Here is a 17,763-nt window from a genome sequence, read left to right as displayed (position 1 = left end):
AATAACTAATAATAACTATGTCTATATTTTATTAAAATACAACCCATTTGTCAATTACTATATATGTAGAAGTATTCCCAGTTTCTTAAACTCAACAAAAATATAATCTTTAGTACCAATATCACCCATTTAGGTGATATTATTAGTGTAAAGGTTATCTTTTGTATGTAATGCCTTTGGGTAATAGTAAGTTTTGTATGAAAATACTACAATAAATTTACAAAGATGAATTGTAATTTTTTTTATTTTTGTAAAAAATATTACTTGGAGGGATTATGATGGCTAGAATTAAAAACTTTGTCGACACTAATGATTTCACAAAAGAGGAACTATTGGATATTATTAGTTTAGGTCTTAAAATTAAAAAATGTATTAAAGAAGGGTACTACCCTCAACTTTTAAAAAACAAAACATTAGGTATGATTTTTGAACAGTCTTCAACTAGAACTAGAGTATCTTTTGAAACTGCAATGGGTCAACTTGGTGGTCATGCACAATATTTAGCTCCTGGTCAAATTCAATTAGGTGGTCATGAAACAATTGAAGATACAGCTAGAGTGCTTTCAAAATTAGTTGATATTTTAATGGCTAGAGTGGAAAGACACAAAACAATTGTTGATCTTGCAACTAATGCAACCATTCCAGTTATCAATGGAATGTCCGATTATAATCATCCAACTCAAGAAATGGGCGATGCAATTACTATGGTCGAGCATCTTCCAATAGGTAAAAAACTTGAAGATTGCACAGTCGTATTCGTAGGCGATGCAACACAAGTGTGCGCTTCACTATGTTTCCTATGCACTAAATTAGGTATGAATTTTGTACAATTTGGGCCAAAGGGATTCCAGTTAAATGAAAAACATATTGCTATTGCAAATGCAAACTGCAAATTGTCGGGCGGTAGTTTCTTGATTACAGAAGATCCAAAAGAAGCTTTAAAAAATGCTGATTTTGTCTATGCAGATGTTTGGTATGGCTTATATGAGGCAGAACTTTCAGAGGAAGAAAGATTAAACGCTTTCATGCCAAAATACCAAGTAAATAAAGGGCTTATGGCTCTTGCAACTCCAGGTGCAAAGTTCATGCATTGTCTTCCTGCTTCAAGAGGTGAGGAAGTAACAAGTGAGGTAATGGATTCTGATATTTCTATTGTGTTTGATGAAGCAGAAAACAGACTTACAGCAATGAGAGCTTTACTTGTTTATTTCTTGAATCCAGCTCCTATTAATGAATTTAAAGCTAACGCTGCAAAGTTGAATCTTGAAAACTTCTTGGCAGAAAGGATTCTCTAAGAACAGGACGAGATTATAGTATGGTTAAATAAATTTAATTAATGGAGGAGTGTTTTATGGTAAAAAAACAGTTTAAAATGTCTGATGCCATTTTGTCTGTTATATGTGTTGTATTCGTAGCAGAAGCTGCTGCACCAGCGGCTTCAATCGGTAACTCACAGTTCTTCTGGTGGATTTTTCTAATAATTGCGTTTCTTCTCCCTTACGGTTTGATTGCTTCAGAACTAGGTACAACCTATGATGACGAAGGGGGCCTTTATGACTGGGTTCGCAGAGCGTATGGAGAAAAATGGGGTTCAAGAGTTGCATGGTACTATTGGGTTAACTTCCCTCTTTGGATGGCATCCCTAGCAGTTATGTTTCCATCCACAATCGACTTAATTACCGGTTCTAAAATGAGCGTGTTTCCGAGTATTTTAATTGAACTTGCATTTATCTGGATTGTAGTTTTATTAAGTTTCTCTCGTATTAGCGACAGCAAATGGATCTTAAATCTGTCAGCGTTTATTAAAGTCTTTATTGCCCTTGTACTGGGTGGCTTAGGCATTTATGTTGCTGTAACTCGTGGAGTGGCAAATGAGTACACACTTAAATCTATGCTTCCCTCACTAGACTTAAAGAGTTTATCATTTATTTCCGTTATTCTCTTTAATTTTATGGGATTTGAAGTAATTACTTCTTTCGCATCTGACATGGAGAATCCGAAAAAACAAATACCAAAGGCTATCATTGCTGGTGGGATTGCTATAGCAGTTATTTACATTTTTTCATCTTTTGGTATCGGCGTTGCAATTCCAGCCGATAAAATAAGCACTTCCAATGGTTTAATGGACAGTATTCAGCTTCTTGTAGGTCCAGGTGGCGGTATATTTGTTGCTATCATAGGCATATTGTTCTTGATTACTTTGTTTGGCAACATGGTATCTTGGTCTTATGGTGTAAACTATGTAGCAGATTATGCAGCAAAAAACAATAGCTTACCAAAAGTATTCGCACATGAGAATAAAAAGACTGGTATGCCAACTGGTGCTGCCGTTATGAATGGTATTGTTGCAACTGTTCTTATTGTTGCCGCACCATTTCTTCCAAGCGAGGAATTATTCTGGAGCTTCTTCGCACTTAATGTTGTCACCCTTTTGATGTCCTATATTCCAGTTTTTCCTGCTTTCTTGAAACTACGTAAGATTGATCCAGACAGAGAAAGACCATTTAGGGTTCCCGGTGGAAAATTTAAATTACGCCTAATTGCTATATCTCCATTGGTTTTACTCATTGTTTCAAGTATTCTGTTATGTGTTCCGTTAAACACTTCCGCAGATGAACTTTCATCAAAAATACCTCTTACTGTGGGTGTAATTATTGCAATTTTCGTAGGTGAAGTTATATGTCATTTGTCATTAAAAAAAGCTACAATAGGTTCAATAGATAAAATAAAAGAAGCTAAAGACTTAAATTAAGAAAGGGTTGATAAAATATGAGAATTATACATCAAGATATCTCTACTCCTAAAAAAGATGGATACAGAATGCCCGGAGAATATGAAAAGCATACAGGTATATGGATGCTTTGGCCAGATAGACAAGATAACTGGCGCAATGGAGCAAAACCAGCTCAACAGGTTTTTAGTAATGTTGCTAGAGCGATTGCACAGTTTGAACCAGTTACAATGTGTGCAAATCAATGTCAATTTCAAAATGCTACGGCTATGCTAGCTGACTGTGAGCAAATTCGTGTAGTTGAAATGACTAGCAATGACGCATGGATTCGCGACTGTGGTCCTACTTTCGTGGTAAATGATAAAGGCGACGTGAGAGCTGTTGATTGGAACTTTAACGCATGGGGCGGATTATATGATGGACTGTACTTCCCATGGGACCAAGACGACTTAGTTGCTTCAAAGGTATGTGAAATTGAAAAGACTATACGCTATAAGCCTAATCATTTTGTAATGGAGGGGGGGTCCATTCATGTAGATGGCGAAGGGACTTTACTTGTTACAGAGTCTTGCCTGCTTAGCCCTGGAAGAAACCCAGAGTTGACAAAAGAGCAAATTGAAGAAAATTTACGTGAGTATTTGAACGTTGAAAAGATTATTTGGGTAAAAGAAGGAATTGATCCAGATGAAACTAATGGCCATATAGATGATGTTGCCTGTTATATACGCCCAGGTGTAGTTTCTTGCATTTGGACTGATAATAAAAATGATCCTTTCTACAAAATTGCACATGATACTTATGACTTTCTATGTAATACCGTTGATGCAAAGGGAAGAAAGCTTCAAGTTTATAAACTTATTCTACCTCAAATCCCTGTTCGCATTACATTAGAAGACACTCAAGGTGTTGATGTTGTAGAAGGAACTCTTCCAAGAGAAGAGGGTGATCTTTGCCCTGGTTCTTACATGAATTTCCTTATTGTTAACGGTGGCGTTATTGTACCACAGTATGGCGATCAAAATGACACCATAGCGCTTGGACAATTGCAGGGAATGTTCCCTGATCGTAAAGTTGTAGGCGTGTTAACTCGTGAGGTTGTTCTTGGCGGCGGTAATATTCACTGCATTACTCAACAACAACCTAGCGGAAAGTAATAAAACTTCAGAATGAGCTTTTTTATTGTAGCGGGATACATTAAACCATGAATTCCCGCTATATATTTCAAAAGAATTAAAATATATTTTTAGGAGGATTCAATATGTCTAGAATAGTAATTGCATTGGGTGGTAATGCTTTAGGAAATAACTCAGAAGAGCAACAACGCATGATTGATGATGCGGTACCATCTTTAATTGGATTAATTAAGCAGGGCAATGAAATCATTGTAAGCCATGGTAATGGACCACAGGTTGGTATGATTAATTTGGCATTTGACTCTGCATCACAACACACAAAAAATATTGCAAAAATGCAATTACCTGAATGTACTGCTATGAGTCAAGGCTATATTGGCTACCATTTACAAAAGGGAATTGCAAAAGAATTGACAAGAGTAGGAATGCCGTGGCATGTAGCTACGGTTATTACTCAGGTTGAAGTAGATGAACATGATCCTGCATTTTTGAACCCTACCAAACCTATCGGTGCATTTTATGATGAGGTTACTGTTAATCAATTAATAAAAGAAAATCCAGATGCAGTTTATGCAGAGGATTCAGGTAGAGGGTGGAGAAAAATGGTAGCATCACCTAAACCTGTAGAAATCGTTGAGCGAGATTCTATTTTGAATTTGCTTGATCATGAATTTATTGTTATTGCCTGTGGTGGTGGTGGAATACCAGTTATTAAAGATGATAATGGTTTTTATCATGGAGTATCTGCAGTAATTGATAAAGACTTTGCTTCCGCAAAGCTTGCAGATGCAATTGGTGCAGAATATCTGTTCATTCTTACTGCTGTGGATAAAGTTGCAATCAACTTTGGTAAAGCAAACCAGCAAAATCTCGATAAACTCACAGTTAAGCAGGCTGAAATGTATTGTATAGAAGGTCAATTTGCTGCAGGCAGTATGTTACCAAAAGTACAAGCAGCTATACAATTTGCTAAGTCCGGCAAAAATCGCAAGGCAATAATTGCATCTTTAGAAAATGCACCATTGGCAATGCAAGGTCTTAGCGGAACTGTAATACAAGAGAGTTAAAATGTTTAAAAGTATAAAATATAAATTGTTATTTTCCATGATTTTCTTATGCTTAATAAGTGTTTTTATATGCTCGTATTTTAGTTATGATTTATCTAAAAAGAATGTGTTAGATTATTCAAAAAAGACAGTTGATATTTCGGCTAAAGCTTCAGCTCAAAGTATAGATAATTTGTTTAATGAAAAAGTGATTTTATTAGATAATTTGGTTTATGAAATTGAGCATAATAAAAATTATCGTTTTAATTATGTTCAACCCTATTTAAAGGGTCTTGATAAAAAGTATAACAATTTATTTTATGTAGGAATAAAAGGAAATCCATTAATATCATCAGATGGATGGATACCACCGCATGGTTATGATTATAGAAAAGAAGATTGGTATACCTACGCAGTAAATCAGGGAAAAGACTTTTTTATAAAACCATACATAGATGAAGGTACAGGAAATATGGTGATATCTATAGTATCACCTATAAAAGAAAATGGTAAAACCATAGGTGTAGCAGGTATTGATATAGGATTAGACAAAGTTTCAGAAATGGTTAAGAATTCTAAAATCTATTGGAATAATGTTTGCAATATTTGTTAGTGGTGTTTTTGTAAAGCCTATTATTACTTTAACATCAGTTATAAAAAAACAGTCTAATTTAGATTTTCGATTTGATGAAAAATCAGAATTATTAAGCTATATAGATAAAAGAGATGAAATAGGAATAATGGCAGTTTCACTTAATGATATGGAGGAAAATATCCGAAAATTGATTGTAAAAACTTCAGATTCAGCACAACAAGTAGTAGCAACTTCAGAAGAACTGACAGCAACATCTGAACAGTCAGTTACAGTTTCTAAGGAAATAGCAAAAACTGTAGAAAATATAGCTACAGGGGCAATAAGTCAAGCTCAGGATACAGAAACAGCAGCTTTTAATGTAGAAGAGATGGGAGATTTATCAGAAGAAAATAAAAAATATACAAAAGAATTAAATGAAGTTGTAAAAAATATAGAAAAAGAAAAAGAGGAAGGTTTTACTATATTAAAAGGCCTTGTACTAAAGACAAAACAAAATAATATAGCATCAAATGATATATATGAGACTATATTAAGCAACAACCAAAGTGCAGAAAAAATAGAAAAAGCAAGTACTAGGATTCATTCTATAGCAGAACAAACCAATCTACTTGCTTTAAATGCAGCCATAGAAGCGGCTCGGGCAGGAGAGCATGGAAAAGGTTTTGCAGTAGTAGCAGATGAAATTAGAAATCTAGCAGAAGAATCAAATAACTTTACAAAAGAAATAAAGAAAGTTATAAAAGAATTAGAAGAAAAATCACAAAATGCAGTAAATAAAATGGAACAAGTTAAAGAAATATCAAAATTACAATCAGAAAGTGTAAACAAGACAAAAGAAAAATTTGATAAAATAGCAATCTCTATAGAAGTAACTCAAAGTGTTATAGCAAAAATCAATGAATCATCAGAAAAAATGAATGAAAATAAAGATAAACTTGTAGACATAATGCAGAATCTATCAGCCATAGCAGAAGAAAACGCAGCGGGAACTGAAGTAGCTTCATCGGAAATAAAGCAGCAATCAGCTAGTATGGAAGAAATAGCAAATGCTAGTGAAGGTTTAGCTGATATTGCACAGGATCTACAAAGTATTATTAATAAATTTAAAATTTAATAAATATTAGGTAAAATCAATCTGTGTATAAGCAAGCAAACAGATATATAATGGAGGAATTATTATGGAAATGAATAAATTGCCAAAGTATTTTAAAAAAGTTGATAATGAACTATGGTTTGAAGAAGTTGAAGTTGAGAAAAAAAATCTGAAAATTACTTATAAAATAAATAAATGTTTTTCTTATTCCAAATCGATATATCAAGAGGTTGCTTTAATAGATAGTGTTGCATTTGGTCCGTGCCTTGTGCTTGATGGTGTAATGCAGACGACTTCTGCAGATGGTTTCATATATAATGAAATGATTACTCATATTCCAGTACTGACTCATAAAAATCCACAAAAGGTGTTAGTAATTGGTGGAGGAGACTGTGGAGCGGTGAGAGAATTATCAAAGTATAAAGAGCTTGAGACAATTGATATGGTAGAGCTCGACGAAGTAGTAACAAAAGAATGCATAAAATTTCTTCCAGAAATAACTGGAGTTTCTGATTTTGATAAAAGAGTCAATTTTAAATTTGGGGATGGCGTTGAATATGTAAAGAATACTGATATTAAGTATGACATAATCATGGTTGATTCACCAGATCCTGAAGGTCCTGCTAAGGATTTGTTTGGAGAGGAATTTTATAAAAATGTAAAAAAATCATTAAATACTGATGGAGTAATGGTATGTCAAAGTGAATCACCAATGATCCATCGTGATATAATCGAGAATACAAGAAAGATATTAAAGAATAACTTTAAAATTGTAAGGACTTATATAGCTTTTGTTCCTACTTATCCAGGAGGATTATGGAGTTTTACAATGGCTTCAGATGTTTATGATCCCTGTAATATGGATGTAAATAGACTACCTTTAGATACCCGTTATTTAACAAAGAAAATTGTAAAATCATGTTTTGATCTTCCAAATTTTATAAGTGATCTAAAATAGAGAAGGTAACTAGAGGAAGGGGCTGTCTCAAAATGGTTAAAAAATCATTTGAAAAGACAGCCTCCTTTACTATTTACATTATTTAATAATTTGTTCGCCATCTAAAGTTAAAATTGTTTTATATAATTCAGGCCTTCTATCTCTAAATAGTCCCCAAGAAGCCCGTTTTAATTCTATATCATCCAGGTCAAATTCCTGAACTAATACAGTTTCTTCAGTCCTGTCAGCTTCTTTAACCTTGCAGCCAGTCATATCAGTAATGAATGAGGAACCGTGGAATGTTATACTTGAATCATCAATAACTTCAACACCAACTCTATTGGATGCTATAACAGGAACCAGGTTAGAAGCAGAATGTCCTTGCATGCATCTTTGCCAATGGTCACGAGAATCAATGCTCCTGTCTTGAGGTTCTGAACCAATGGCAGTAGGATAAAAAATTAATTCTGCTCCCATTAAGGCAAGGCTTCTTGCTACTTCTGGAAACCATTGATCCCAACATATACCTATTCCTATTATTGCATATTTTGTCTTCCAGACCTTAAAACCTGTATCTCCGGGATTAAAATAATATTTCTCTTCATAGCCTGGACCATCTGGAATATGGGTTTTTCTATATACTCCAAGCACTTCACCGTCTGCATCTATAACAGCAATAGAATTATATTTCGCTTTATTATGTCTTTCAAAAAAGCTAATTGGAATAACAACTTCAAGCTCCTTTGCTATTTTTTTAAAATGATTAATAGCTTTGTTGTTTTCTGTATCAGTTGCTAGTTGTAAATATTCCGGTTTTTCCTTTTGGCAAAAATACGGAGTTTCAAAGAGCTCCTGGAGAAGAATTATTTGTGCTCCTTGGGAAGCTGCTTCCCTTACTAATTTTTCTGCTTTACTGATATTCTCTTCTATATTCCAACTGCAGCTCATTTGTGTTGTTGCTACTGTTACATTTCTCATGAAATAATCACCTTCCTTATATAAATCAGCTATAATCTAATGTATTTGAGATTTTTTGTACTTCTTCTCAATCGAGAAAATCTTTCGATAATAATAGTATCATAATGTGTGGTTACTGTTAATATATTTTTGAAAAAAATTTGAATGTTTTTACACACATCCAATTTTTAATATTGTTTATATTGCTAGCTCCTACTGTAAGCAATAGTCAAGGTATATCATTTCTAGTAGTTGATGACAAACAATTAGTTAAAAAAGCTGCTGAACTTACTATTCGAATGATTGGAAAATTACTCTTTTAAGATACATAATAGGTGGGACAGTTAAATTTATTTGAAGTAAGAGGGAAAAAATTATACTTTAGTATATGCTATAATATTATTAGAAATAAAGTAAAAAATCCCAACCACGGTAGGTCTAGCGGGTTATGAGAAGGTAACAAGTGATAAGTGTAGTTGGTGCAGGTATAGAGAGGAGGTTACAAATATGAATAATAAGATTTCAATATATAAATTCTATAATTATTTGTCAAACCCTATAATTACTAGTTATTTTAATGTTCAAGAAAAAAGTTGTTACTTCCACTCATTAAAGACAGTATCTAATAAAAGAAACTTCTATCCAGAAATGATTTCTTGCGTTTCACACTTTATAGAGATATCGAAGGATGACCAGAATTTGAAGTTTTTAGATGAATATATTTTAAAAAGTACAAATAAAATTACCCTAAATTCAAATGAGACATTGATAGATCAAGTAAAAATAATAAATAGTGAAGGCTATAAACTTTTAAAAATTAAAGATCCTTTAGATTTTGATACTTTAAAAAAGTTATATGTAGCTGCTGCAAAAGAGTATCACCCAGATTTAGGAGGTGATACCCGTAAAATGCAGATAGTAAATGAATCCTACGCACAGTTTCATGAGCTAATTACTCTTAGTATTGATTTTAAAGAGGGTAGTGAAAGAATTAAATCTTCCATGGATTATGTTTATTATGCATATATTGATTTAATTAATATATTAATTGATAGTTGGAATGTTGATGGTGCTTATAAATACTTAAAGGAAGCTATTGATAGATCTATATTTAGCAGTAAACCTAAAGACTTATATAATTTTTTTGAGTGTTCCACATGTTTTAATGTATGTAAAAGACTTCCTAACATTGGATTTAATAATGAAGGATTAGAAATACTAAATTATGCTGAGACATTTGTAAATAATATAAAGGGTAGAAATATGGATTACTATACAAATGAGATTAATACCCTAAGAGGCAGCTTAAATAGCAATAAAAAATATAGGGTTACATTATCACACAAGACTCAGACAGAGAACGCTAAGAGGTTAGGAATCATAACAGATAGTAAATATAATGAATATATAACTAAATTTAATATAATTGAAATAAATGAAAAACAACTAAGTAATGAATTAGAGAATTCTTTACTTAGTATCTCATTTATTGTACCTCTAATATATGAAAAGAAATTATTCGGAAAGTTAACAAAACCAAAAACTGAAAAGCTAGTGCCTGAAACTAATTATTTTGAATGCAATATATATGAAATTACAAAGGCACAGCAACAGGAGTATTTTAAAGCCTTTTCTGAAAAAACAGATTTAAAGCTTATAAGAAAGTATGTATTTGTAAGATTATATAGTTTTATAAATTCTGTATATGGAGATTTTAGTAAAGAATTATGTATTGATGTAGTTAAAGAACTTATGCTAATTATTAAGTTGTATAAAGAAAATCAATCAGTTCAGTCTTATTCTAATAAGATACTAGAAAGTTTTAATATACTACTAAATTTAGATGACATAGAGCTTAATAAGAGAATAATGCTTATAAAAAAGTATTGTACTAGGGGAAGTAAGATACTACACACTCCAATTACAATTGGATTTATGGAATTTATTACACTAAACGCTGATGAAATAGAAAAAGTAGTAAATAAAAATATGCCGTATAATCTAATAACACATTACGATAAGATGGAGAGAACAAAATTAGATGAAGAATTTTTAAATCCATTAAAGAAGGATGAAGATAATGCATGGTTAGCTCTAAGAACACTTAAAAAAACCGATTTAAATAAAGCTGGTAGCTATATAGAAATTTTTGTAGCAAAAGGGTTAGAAGTCCTTGAAAAATTACATGCACCAGAATGGTTTGAAATAACGTTTTGGCTTGAAGAATTGTGTAAAGTAAATACGCGTTTAGGGAGGAATGAAAGTTCAAAGTTTTATCTTGAGATATTTTTTGAATTACCGGATAATAGAAGAGGTAGGACAGGCCCTTACATAATAAAAAGACTTGAGGAAAGGCTTCTAAAGCTTAAAGAGAAGTTATAATACGATTAGAGAAAATTTGCCACTTGCCATGTGGGTGGCACTGCGCTTGGCATTGCGATTGTTAGTATCCTACAATAAAAAACCTCTGGTAGCTACCAGAGGTTTATATTGTAGGAATTCTTTTGAAATAAGATTAAAAAAGGTCCATTTGATCAATAGCTACTTCTTCTAATTTAAATCTTGAAGCAACTATAGTTTCTATGTATTCTTCCCCTTTGATATGCTCAGATTTTAAATACTTTAACCCACTTTTAAGCTTTGATGGTATTAGATCCAGCACATATATATTATCAAATCTATTTAATACGGATTCCCCACCTAAACCAGACAAACAAATAAGCTGCGTGTTACTTTTTTTAGCTATATCCATAAGAGGTTTTAATAAGTGTTCTGCATTAGTTTGGGCAAAAGGGTTATCCATTACGATAACTTTTCCATCTTCATTCCTTGAAAATATATCTGTTTCATCTCGCCTCATGTACGATAACAAGCTAGATAATATTACAAAAGCAGATAGGAATCCTTCTCCACCTGAGTTCAGTGCGATCTCGTCCCAGCCTAACTGGATTTGTCTATCCTCTTCTATTTTGTAAAGTTTAACCTCTATATTACTTATGGATACAACTTCATTGTAAAGATCTCGGGTAGTAATGCTCTTAGATATTAAGTCTTCTATATTCTCGTTATTTTGAAGTCTTTCGAGGGCTTTTATAGTAAGGCCTTCTAAAAAATCACTAACTCTTAATCTATAAAGTTCAATGTTAGGTTCCCACTCGGGTAGATTTATATTGAGCATCTTTACATATTTATCTCTTATTTTTATTGAAGAGTTATTATCAATTTTCCCTAAATTAGTATGTACCTCTAACACGTATTCGTAAATGATTTGAGCTACATTATCTTTTTCCCTTGTTATTAAATCAATATCTGCCTGAAGTTTTTCCATTAATGCACTGTGAGCAGCGAGTGTTATGTTTAAATTTTCTATTACCATATCTGGTTTATCTATACTTGCCTCAATAATTTCTAAGGACTTTTTAAAGAAATCATCATTTAAAAATAGTGGTTTTCTTGATACTTTATTTATTTCAGTACTTAATTCAAGACTTTTCTTTGATTCTTCTACAAGCGAATATCTATAATCCCTTTTAAGTTCTCCGCTATATTTGTCAAGACCTTGAATTTTAACATCTAGTGTAATCTCTTTAGTTATAAGAAAATCTTTAAACTCTTCAAGGTTGGATAGATTATTTTTAAGCTTTTCTATAGCATTTTCCGATAATGACTTTTCGCTTTTAATTGATTCTAATTCGTGATTTTTATCAAAGGTCCTTTTACTAAAATCTATATCCCAAATTTCTTCTTTTGGTTTAGGAGTATCTTTATTAAAATCATAGTTTATCTTTTGCATTAGATTTTCTATATTTGTATCAATTTTAGCAGAAGCTATCTTTAAGGCATTTATGTTATTAGTGATTTTATCTAGGGATTCTTTGAGAGTTTTTAAGGATACCTTTATTTCTTCTTCTTTAAATCTATCATAGATTACTTCTCTATACTCAATTTCATTTAAATCATATTCTTTTGCTTTAGCAATTATTTCTTCTTCTTTTGTTTTAAATCGTTCATTTGCACCTTGGAGATTTTCTTCTAAAAGCTGAATATCTGTGGAGATCTCCTTAGTTAAACTGTCATATCTAGCTTCTAAGTCTTCAATATCCTTTTGCAGAAGTAGACCGTGATTATATTGATTGTACTTATTAAAATTATCTACAATTTTTTTTAGTTTTTCTGTTAGATCTCTAAATCCATCTTGAAGATTTGACAGGGAATCGTCTAAAAGGGTTTTATTCTTTTCTTTAATCGTTTTATCAGTAGTGAGTTGAGCTATAGTCTCATAAAGTTCATCTAACTTTTTCTTATCAAGAGTATATTTTTCATAGCTTTTTACTAATGAATTAAAATCTTCTATTTCCCTTTGTAAATTTTGTAATGCATTTTCTTGTGTTCCTATTGTTGTAGTTGCAGTGTTTATAGTATTATTTATATCATTTAAGGTTTCACTAATATTGTTAAATGTGGTTTCTTTTGATATTAATAACTCTTCATTTATAACTAAGTTTTTTTCTAAGGATTCGTAAATTTCTTTATCTAAAACAGAAAATTGAACTTCACTTCTGTTTTTTTCATAAAACTCAACATCACTTAGTTTCTGATCTAAAACTGTATTTAATGAAGTTATTTCGCTTTGTTTTTGACTTAATAACTTTTTTAGTTCTTCTTCATTTATAAGATTAGTGTTAAAGGATACATAAAATGTCATATCATTTAAATAACACAAGTTATTAACTTTTTCACTAGATTCATTGGTTAAACTCTCTCTTTTCACTATAGGAATAGGATAAGATGTAAACACACCTAGATCCTGGTTTTGAAGTTTTATTAAATCCTCTGGCTCCATAATTAGAGAGTATGGCAGAAATGGATTGTTTTCTATAAATTTTATATTTTCATTTTCACTGTAATTATTTTTCTTAAGCCAATCCATACCATATAATAAGGTTATATCTCTTTGGCGAAGTTTTTCTTCAATGTCTTTTGGAATTTCTATAGTTCTTCCTGTTTGAAGTTTTTTCTCCTCTTTTTTCAGCTTACTTAATTTAACAATAAATTTATTTTCCTCTTCTTTTAAAATCTTGATTTTAGTGCTAAACACATTTATGATATAATCTTTGTCAAAAAGTCTACGCTCATCTACATCTATGTATTTTATAATATTTTTCCTTTTTTCTATCTCGGTAAGCAAAACAATTTTCTCTTTTTTCATATTGGTTAGTTCAAAAGTTATATTACTTATCACGTTTGAAACATCATCTTTTTCTCTTTCCTTAACCTTTAATTCAATAGATGTCGCCTCAAGTATTTTCTTGTTTTTAATAATGATTTGATTTTTTTTAATGGAATTTTCACTATATGTTAAAGTCTCTTTATTTATAAAATCTTTATTATAATATCCTATTAAGTTTCGTATAAAGACTTTTTTATATCTATTGTTGAAAATTTCTTCATTTAGCGAATATGACTTTATGTTACTTTGGAGGCTACCTATTGAGATACTTTTTTGTTGAAGAGCTTTATTAAAGTCATCTATTTCTTTTTTAGCATCATCTATATTTATTTTTGTAGACTTTATATTTTCATCACTTTTTTGTAAAAACGACCAGGTTTCCTTTTCTCTATCTTCATAATATTTCTTCAGAGTAAAACCTGTATTTTCTCTTTCTGGCCTTAGATCCTTATTTTTTTCCTTAACAATATCTATTTGGTTCTCATATTTTTGGACATCCTTTGATGCCTTAACATATTCCTCATATAACTTTGAGCACTGGAGTACTTGTTTATTTTTGTTAAGAATAGTTATTTTCTCATTAGTATTTAAGAATTCCTGAGTAGCTAGTTCGCTTTCTGTATTTATTTTTCTAGATTTACCTTCAAATGAGTAAAACTCTGAGGATATTTCTTCATATCTAATTTCTTTAATATAGGTTTCTATTTCTGAAATTTTAAACAGGAGGTCCTGTTGCGCTATTTCCGAGTATATTAAACTCTCTTCTAAATATTTTATAAGATTAGCTATTTGATTTTTTAAACCTTCACTTTGAATTTTATGATCCACGCATATTTCGGCTACTGCTAATATACCCTTTGCGCAAACCTTAAACTCTTCTATAGCATCTTTTTTTTGTATTTTAGATTGATTATATCTATACTGATATATATACTTTTTAACTATTTCACTGAAATTCTTTATCTTGTCTTCATCTTTATTAATTTTATCTTCTACGACTTTAATAAACCACTTCTCCACAAGACTTGATACATTTTTCGATTCTTGAAAAAGTTCTGATAAGCCTGATTCTCTCGTGTTGATTTTTTTAATTATACTTTCCCATTCTTTGTTATTTATATTAAACTGCCTTAAATTATCAAAATAATTCTTAGTCTGTGAAGGTACTGTAATATCATAGTAATTAAAGTTTATGTCCTTATCTTTTTTAAGCTCCTCGAGTAACCCTTTAGTGTTCGTAAAACTTTTAATTTTTTTAATGTTTTTTTCAATTTCAACTGCTGGGAAATTATTAATGTCATACTTGCTGTTGTTTCTATATTCGTGTATAAAGGTTATTATATCTAGATCCTCACCGGAATCATCATCTGAGGAAATTGACCTTTTTCTAATCATCATACCAATAAGCACATAACCAACACCTCCATCCAAAACCCATTCAGTTAAAATGTAGCTTGGAGAGATTTTTGTAAAATAACTATTAAATTTTCTATCTTTTAAATCCCTGTAGCGCTTATTTACAAAAGGGGCCATCATTAACTGGACCATTACAGACTTTCCCCCACCATTTCGTAGGCTTAAAAGGGTGCTCTCGCCGCCTAGCTCAAAAGTCTCATCATCTATTTTCATTGAATTGTTATTATAACTAAAGTTTACAATTCTAAGAGCATTGATTTTACTCATTGATTTCACCTCCAAAAGCAGTAACTACTCGCAGGTAGTTATTTTTGTTTAATATATTCCAATCCATAAAATTATCTAGTTTCGAGGTTGTAGTTATCATATCATCCACTGGCACATAATTTATAAGTCCTTGATTTTCTAAAAATGTTAGTATAGTATATATAAACCCTTCCTTAGTAGTTCTAGAAGTGGTTTGTTTATCAGAGCTTTTAAGAGCTTCAAAACGTTCTAGAATATTAGTATACGCAATACCTGTTTTGATTTGAGTTTCTTCTAAATCCTCTTTTTCTACGCTTTCTTTTAACCTGTTACTTATTATGTTTAAAAGCTCTCCACCCTTTAGAAAATATTTGCATTTACTTGATCTACCTTGAGAACCATAAAACTCAACTAGCAGAGTAAGTATTACAAACTGTGATAGATAATAATCCTTATCATTGCAATTAGACTTACAGAGTTCCTTTTTTAGCTCACCTTTAGAGTATCCAAAAAAGTCATTGTCCTCGCTTGGTATAAGATATATAACCCCACTGTACTTTTCAACCTTACAGTTACAATTTTCTCCTTGCGTTTTCACTAAATTCATTACCTGTTCACTCTCAGAATACATTCTAAAAAGATCTTTTTCCTTGTCGCCAGCAAGTTCACCATTTTGAATTAAGTAATAAAAAATTTTGTTGCTAGTATTTATATCTTCTATATTGTACATAACTATCCCTCACTACCTCTCTACTTTAAAAGACACATTTGAGCATATAACCGTTTTAACGGTGCCGTTGTCACTTGGAAGTCCATAAAATTTAATTTTTTCTTCACTATGTAATATTTTGGATACATAGATATTTTTGACATCACTAAGTTCGATATTTTCTTCTACTAAATCTAATATAGTTTCATTTAATTCGAATTCAAACTTTTCTTTTTCGTATATAGTTTCTGCTTTTTCCTTCTTAAGCTCTGATATATCAATATGGCTATACTTTAAAAGTTCTATTATTATTTCTCTAAATATTTCAACGGTAGGTATTAATATATCTTTATTATTAGGATTATCTTTAACCTTTTGTGATATTTCTTTAAGAGATACTTCTCCGTTTACGTTTGCTGATTCTAAAATCACTTTTAAGGAGCTTTTGTATTTTAAAAGCTTTATTCTTGATTTTTCTCTTTTTTCCTGGATCCAGTGGCCTTCTTCAAAAGACACAACTTCATCCTCTTCAAGTTCTTTTGCTTTTATAGGTTTTTGATACTGCAAACACTTATTAAGGTTGTACATTTTATTAATAGGTGATCTATATAAAGATCTAAAAATATAATCTATACAAGCCAATTTAGAACTATCTTTACTAATTATGTCGTAGATATCTGTCCCGATATTAAATCTTTTTATAAGAGACATCGAAGCCATTTCTTCTAATTCTTTTGAATAAACGCTTTTAAAATCAAAATGAGTGTTCAATATTTTTTGTTGCTCTTCAATAGCCCTGCCAAGATATTGCCCAATTATTCCTAAAAAATTTAAATTTTCAAGTTCTTTGTCATTAAGTTTTTTAACATTTATATTCTGATTTTCTATTTCTTGTATTTTAAGATTAACCATAACTCTATATTCATTAAATTTTTTTCTTGTTGTATTTAAAGAATCCATATTACCTTCTAATAGTTGCCTGTATTCTTCTACAGAATAATTAAGAGCATTTTGCCTAATCTTACTTATAGCATCATGCATTTTTTGAAGCTGTATTCGAAGGAGATTAAATATATTTTTTACATCATCAACAGCCTTATCATAACTAGCTTTCTCTAGATGAAGTTTAAAAATCATTTCATGTATGGTGAGCTTCATATTGTTTTCAATTTCTAAAGTAGATAATAACAGTGAATACCCATCATCTGTTAAATAATAAGAAGTTCTCTTTACTACATCATCAACATAAACTATCTTATTAGAAACAAAACTTATGTATATATTTGTGTATTCTCCTTCTTTAAAGTCGAAACCTTTAAAATACATTGCTTTACCTTCATCGCACAACACTATGTTTACTATGAATTCACCCAGGTCCTTGCACTGCTCATAACTTAGAGACTTTTTGAAATACTTCATATTAACATCATCAATGAAACTACCTATACTATCCATAGTGCAGTATTCATCCTTTAAAGACTCCTCCATTATGTAGAGCATAACTGCAAAAATCAAATTCATATATTCATGGGTTTGTTCAAAACCATAATTCTTCCATGTGTTTTTAAACATACTATTTTTACAAAGCAGAACATATGATCCAACTTTTTTCATTCTTATATTAAAATCTTTAAGAAAATCTACCCGCATTTTTAGTAATCCCCCTATAT

12 protein-coding genes are annotated in these 17,763 nt (G+C 31.0%); 8 read left to right on the top strand and 4 right to left on the bottom strand.

The features are described from left to right. Positions 1-278: 278 nt before the first annotated feature. The 7 genes from ptcA (at position 279) to speE (ending at position 7,556) form a co-directional block, all read left to right on the top strand. Positions 279-1,295, top strand: a complete 1,017-nt coding sequence (gene ptcA, locus VIM70_RS05480; protein WP_331944728.1) for a putrescine carbamoyltransferase — start codon at positions 279-281, stop codon at positions 1,293-1,295. A 56-nt stretch (positions 1,296-1,351) separates the two neighbouring features. Further along, positions 1,352-2,752 (top strand): APC family permease, encoded by a 1,401-nt coding sequence (locus VIM70_RS05475; RefSeq protein WP_331944727.1) that lies wholly within the window; start codon positions 1,352-1,354, stop codon positions 2,750-2,752. Positions 2,753-2,769: 17 nt separating this feature from the next. Then, complete coding sequence (gene aguA / locus VIM70_RS05470; RefSeq protein WP_331944726.1) at positions 2,770-3,885, top strand: agmatine deiminase; 1,116 nt, start codon at positions 2,770-2,772, stop codon at positions 3,883-3,885. A 104-nt stretch (positions 3,886-3,989) separates the two neighbouring features. After that, positions 3,990-4,931 carry a carbamate kinase gene (arcC, locus tag VIM70_RS05465; RefSeq protein WP_331944725.1) on the top strand — a complete coding sequence of 314 codons (942 nt, stop codon included), beginning with the start codon at positions 3,990-3,992 and terminating at the stop codon, positions 4,929-4,931. Between the two features lies 1 nt (position 4,932). Further along, entirely contained in the window at positions 4,933-5,523 is a 591-nt protein-coding gene (locus VIM70_RS05460) for a cache domain-containing protein (protein ID WP_331944724.1), read from the top strand. Then, a complete protein-coding gene (locus VIM70_RS05455; RefSeq protein WP_331944723.1) occupies positions 5,504-6,619 on the top strand; it encodes a HAMP domain-containing methyl-accepting chemotaxis protein in 1,116 nt (371 codons plus the stop codon). Before VIM70_RS05460 ends, VIM70_RS05455 begins: the two co-directional genes overlap by 20 nt. Before the next feature lie 64 nt (positions 6,620-6,683). Next, positions 6,684-7,556 (top strand): polyamine aminopropyltransferase, encoded by an 873-nt coding sequence (gene speE, locus VIM70_RS05450; protein WP_331944722.1) that lies wholly within the window; start codon positions 6,684-6,686, stop codon positions 7,554-7,556. Positions 7,557-7,634: 78 nt separating this feature from the next. On the opposite strand, the gene aguB is transcribed toward speE, so the two are convergent. Then, positions 7,635-8,513, bottom strand: coding sequence for an N-carbamoylputrescine amidase (aguB, locus tag VIM70_RS05445; RefSeq protein WP_331944721.1), 879 nt, complete (start codon positions 8,511-8,513; stop codon positions 7,635-7,637). 486 nt (positions 8,514-8,999) lie between these two features. Here aguB and VIM70_RS05440 point away from each other — a divergent pair, with 486 nt between their 5' ends. Continuing rightward, the gene (locus tag VIM70_RS05440) at positions 9,000-10,874 is read left to right on the top strand and encodes a J domain-containing protein (protein ID WP_331944720.1); all 1,875 of its coding nucleotides are present in this window, start codon (positions 9,000-9,002) and stop codon (positions 10,872-10,874) included. Between the two features lie 133 nt (positions 10,875-11,007). Here the strand turns inward: VIM70_RS05440 and VIM70_RS05435 are convergent, their stop codons facing one another. From VIM70_RS05435 to VIM70_RS05425, 3 genes are read right to left on the bottom strand one after another with little or no spacing between them, the layout of a single operon-like run. After that, on the bottom strand, positions 11,008-15,405 hold the full coding sequence (locus VIM70_RS05435; RefSeq protein WP_331944719.1) for a hypothetical protein: 4,398 nt from the start codon (positions 15,403-15,405) through the stop codon (positions 11,008-11,010). Then, entirely contained in the window at positions 15,398-16,114 is a 717-nt protein-coding gene (locus VIM70_RS05430) for a DUF6063 family protein (RefSeq protein WP_331944718.1), read from the bottom strand. The genes VIM70_RS05435 and VIM70_RS05430 overlap by 8 nt, the downstream gene beginning before the upstream one ends. Positions 16,115-16,126: 12 nt before the next feature. After that, a complete protein-coding gene (locus VIM70_RS05425; RefSeq protein WP_331944717.1) occupies positions 16,127-17,743 on the bottom strand; it encodes a hypothetical protein in 1,617 nt (538 codons plus the stop codon). Between the last annotated feature and the right edge of the window lie 20 nt (positions 17,744-17,763).

This window comes from Clostridium sp. (assembly GCF_036569345.1).
Taxonomy (GTDB): Bacteria; Bacillota; Clostridia; order Clostridiales; family Clostridiaceae; genus Clostridium_AD.
This window is presented reverse-complemented; position numbering and strand designations above follow the sequence as displayed.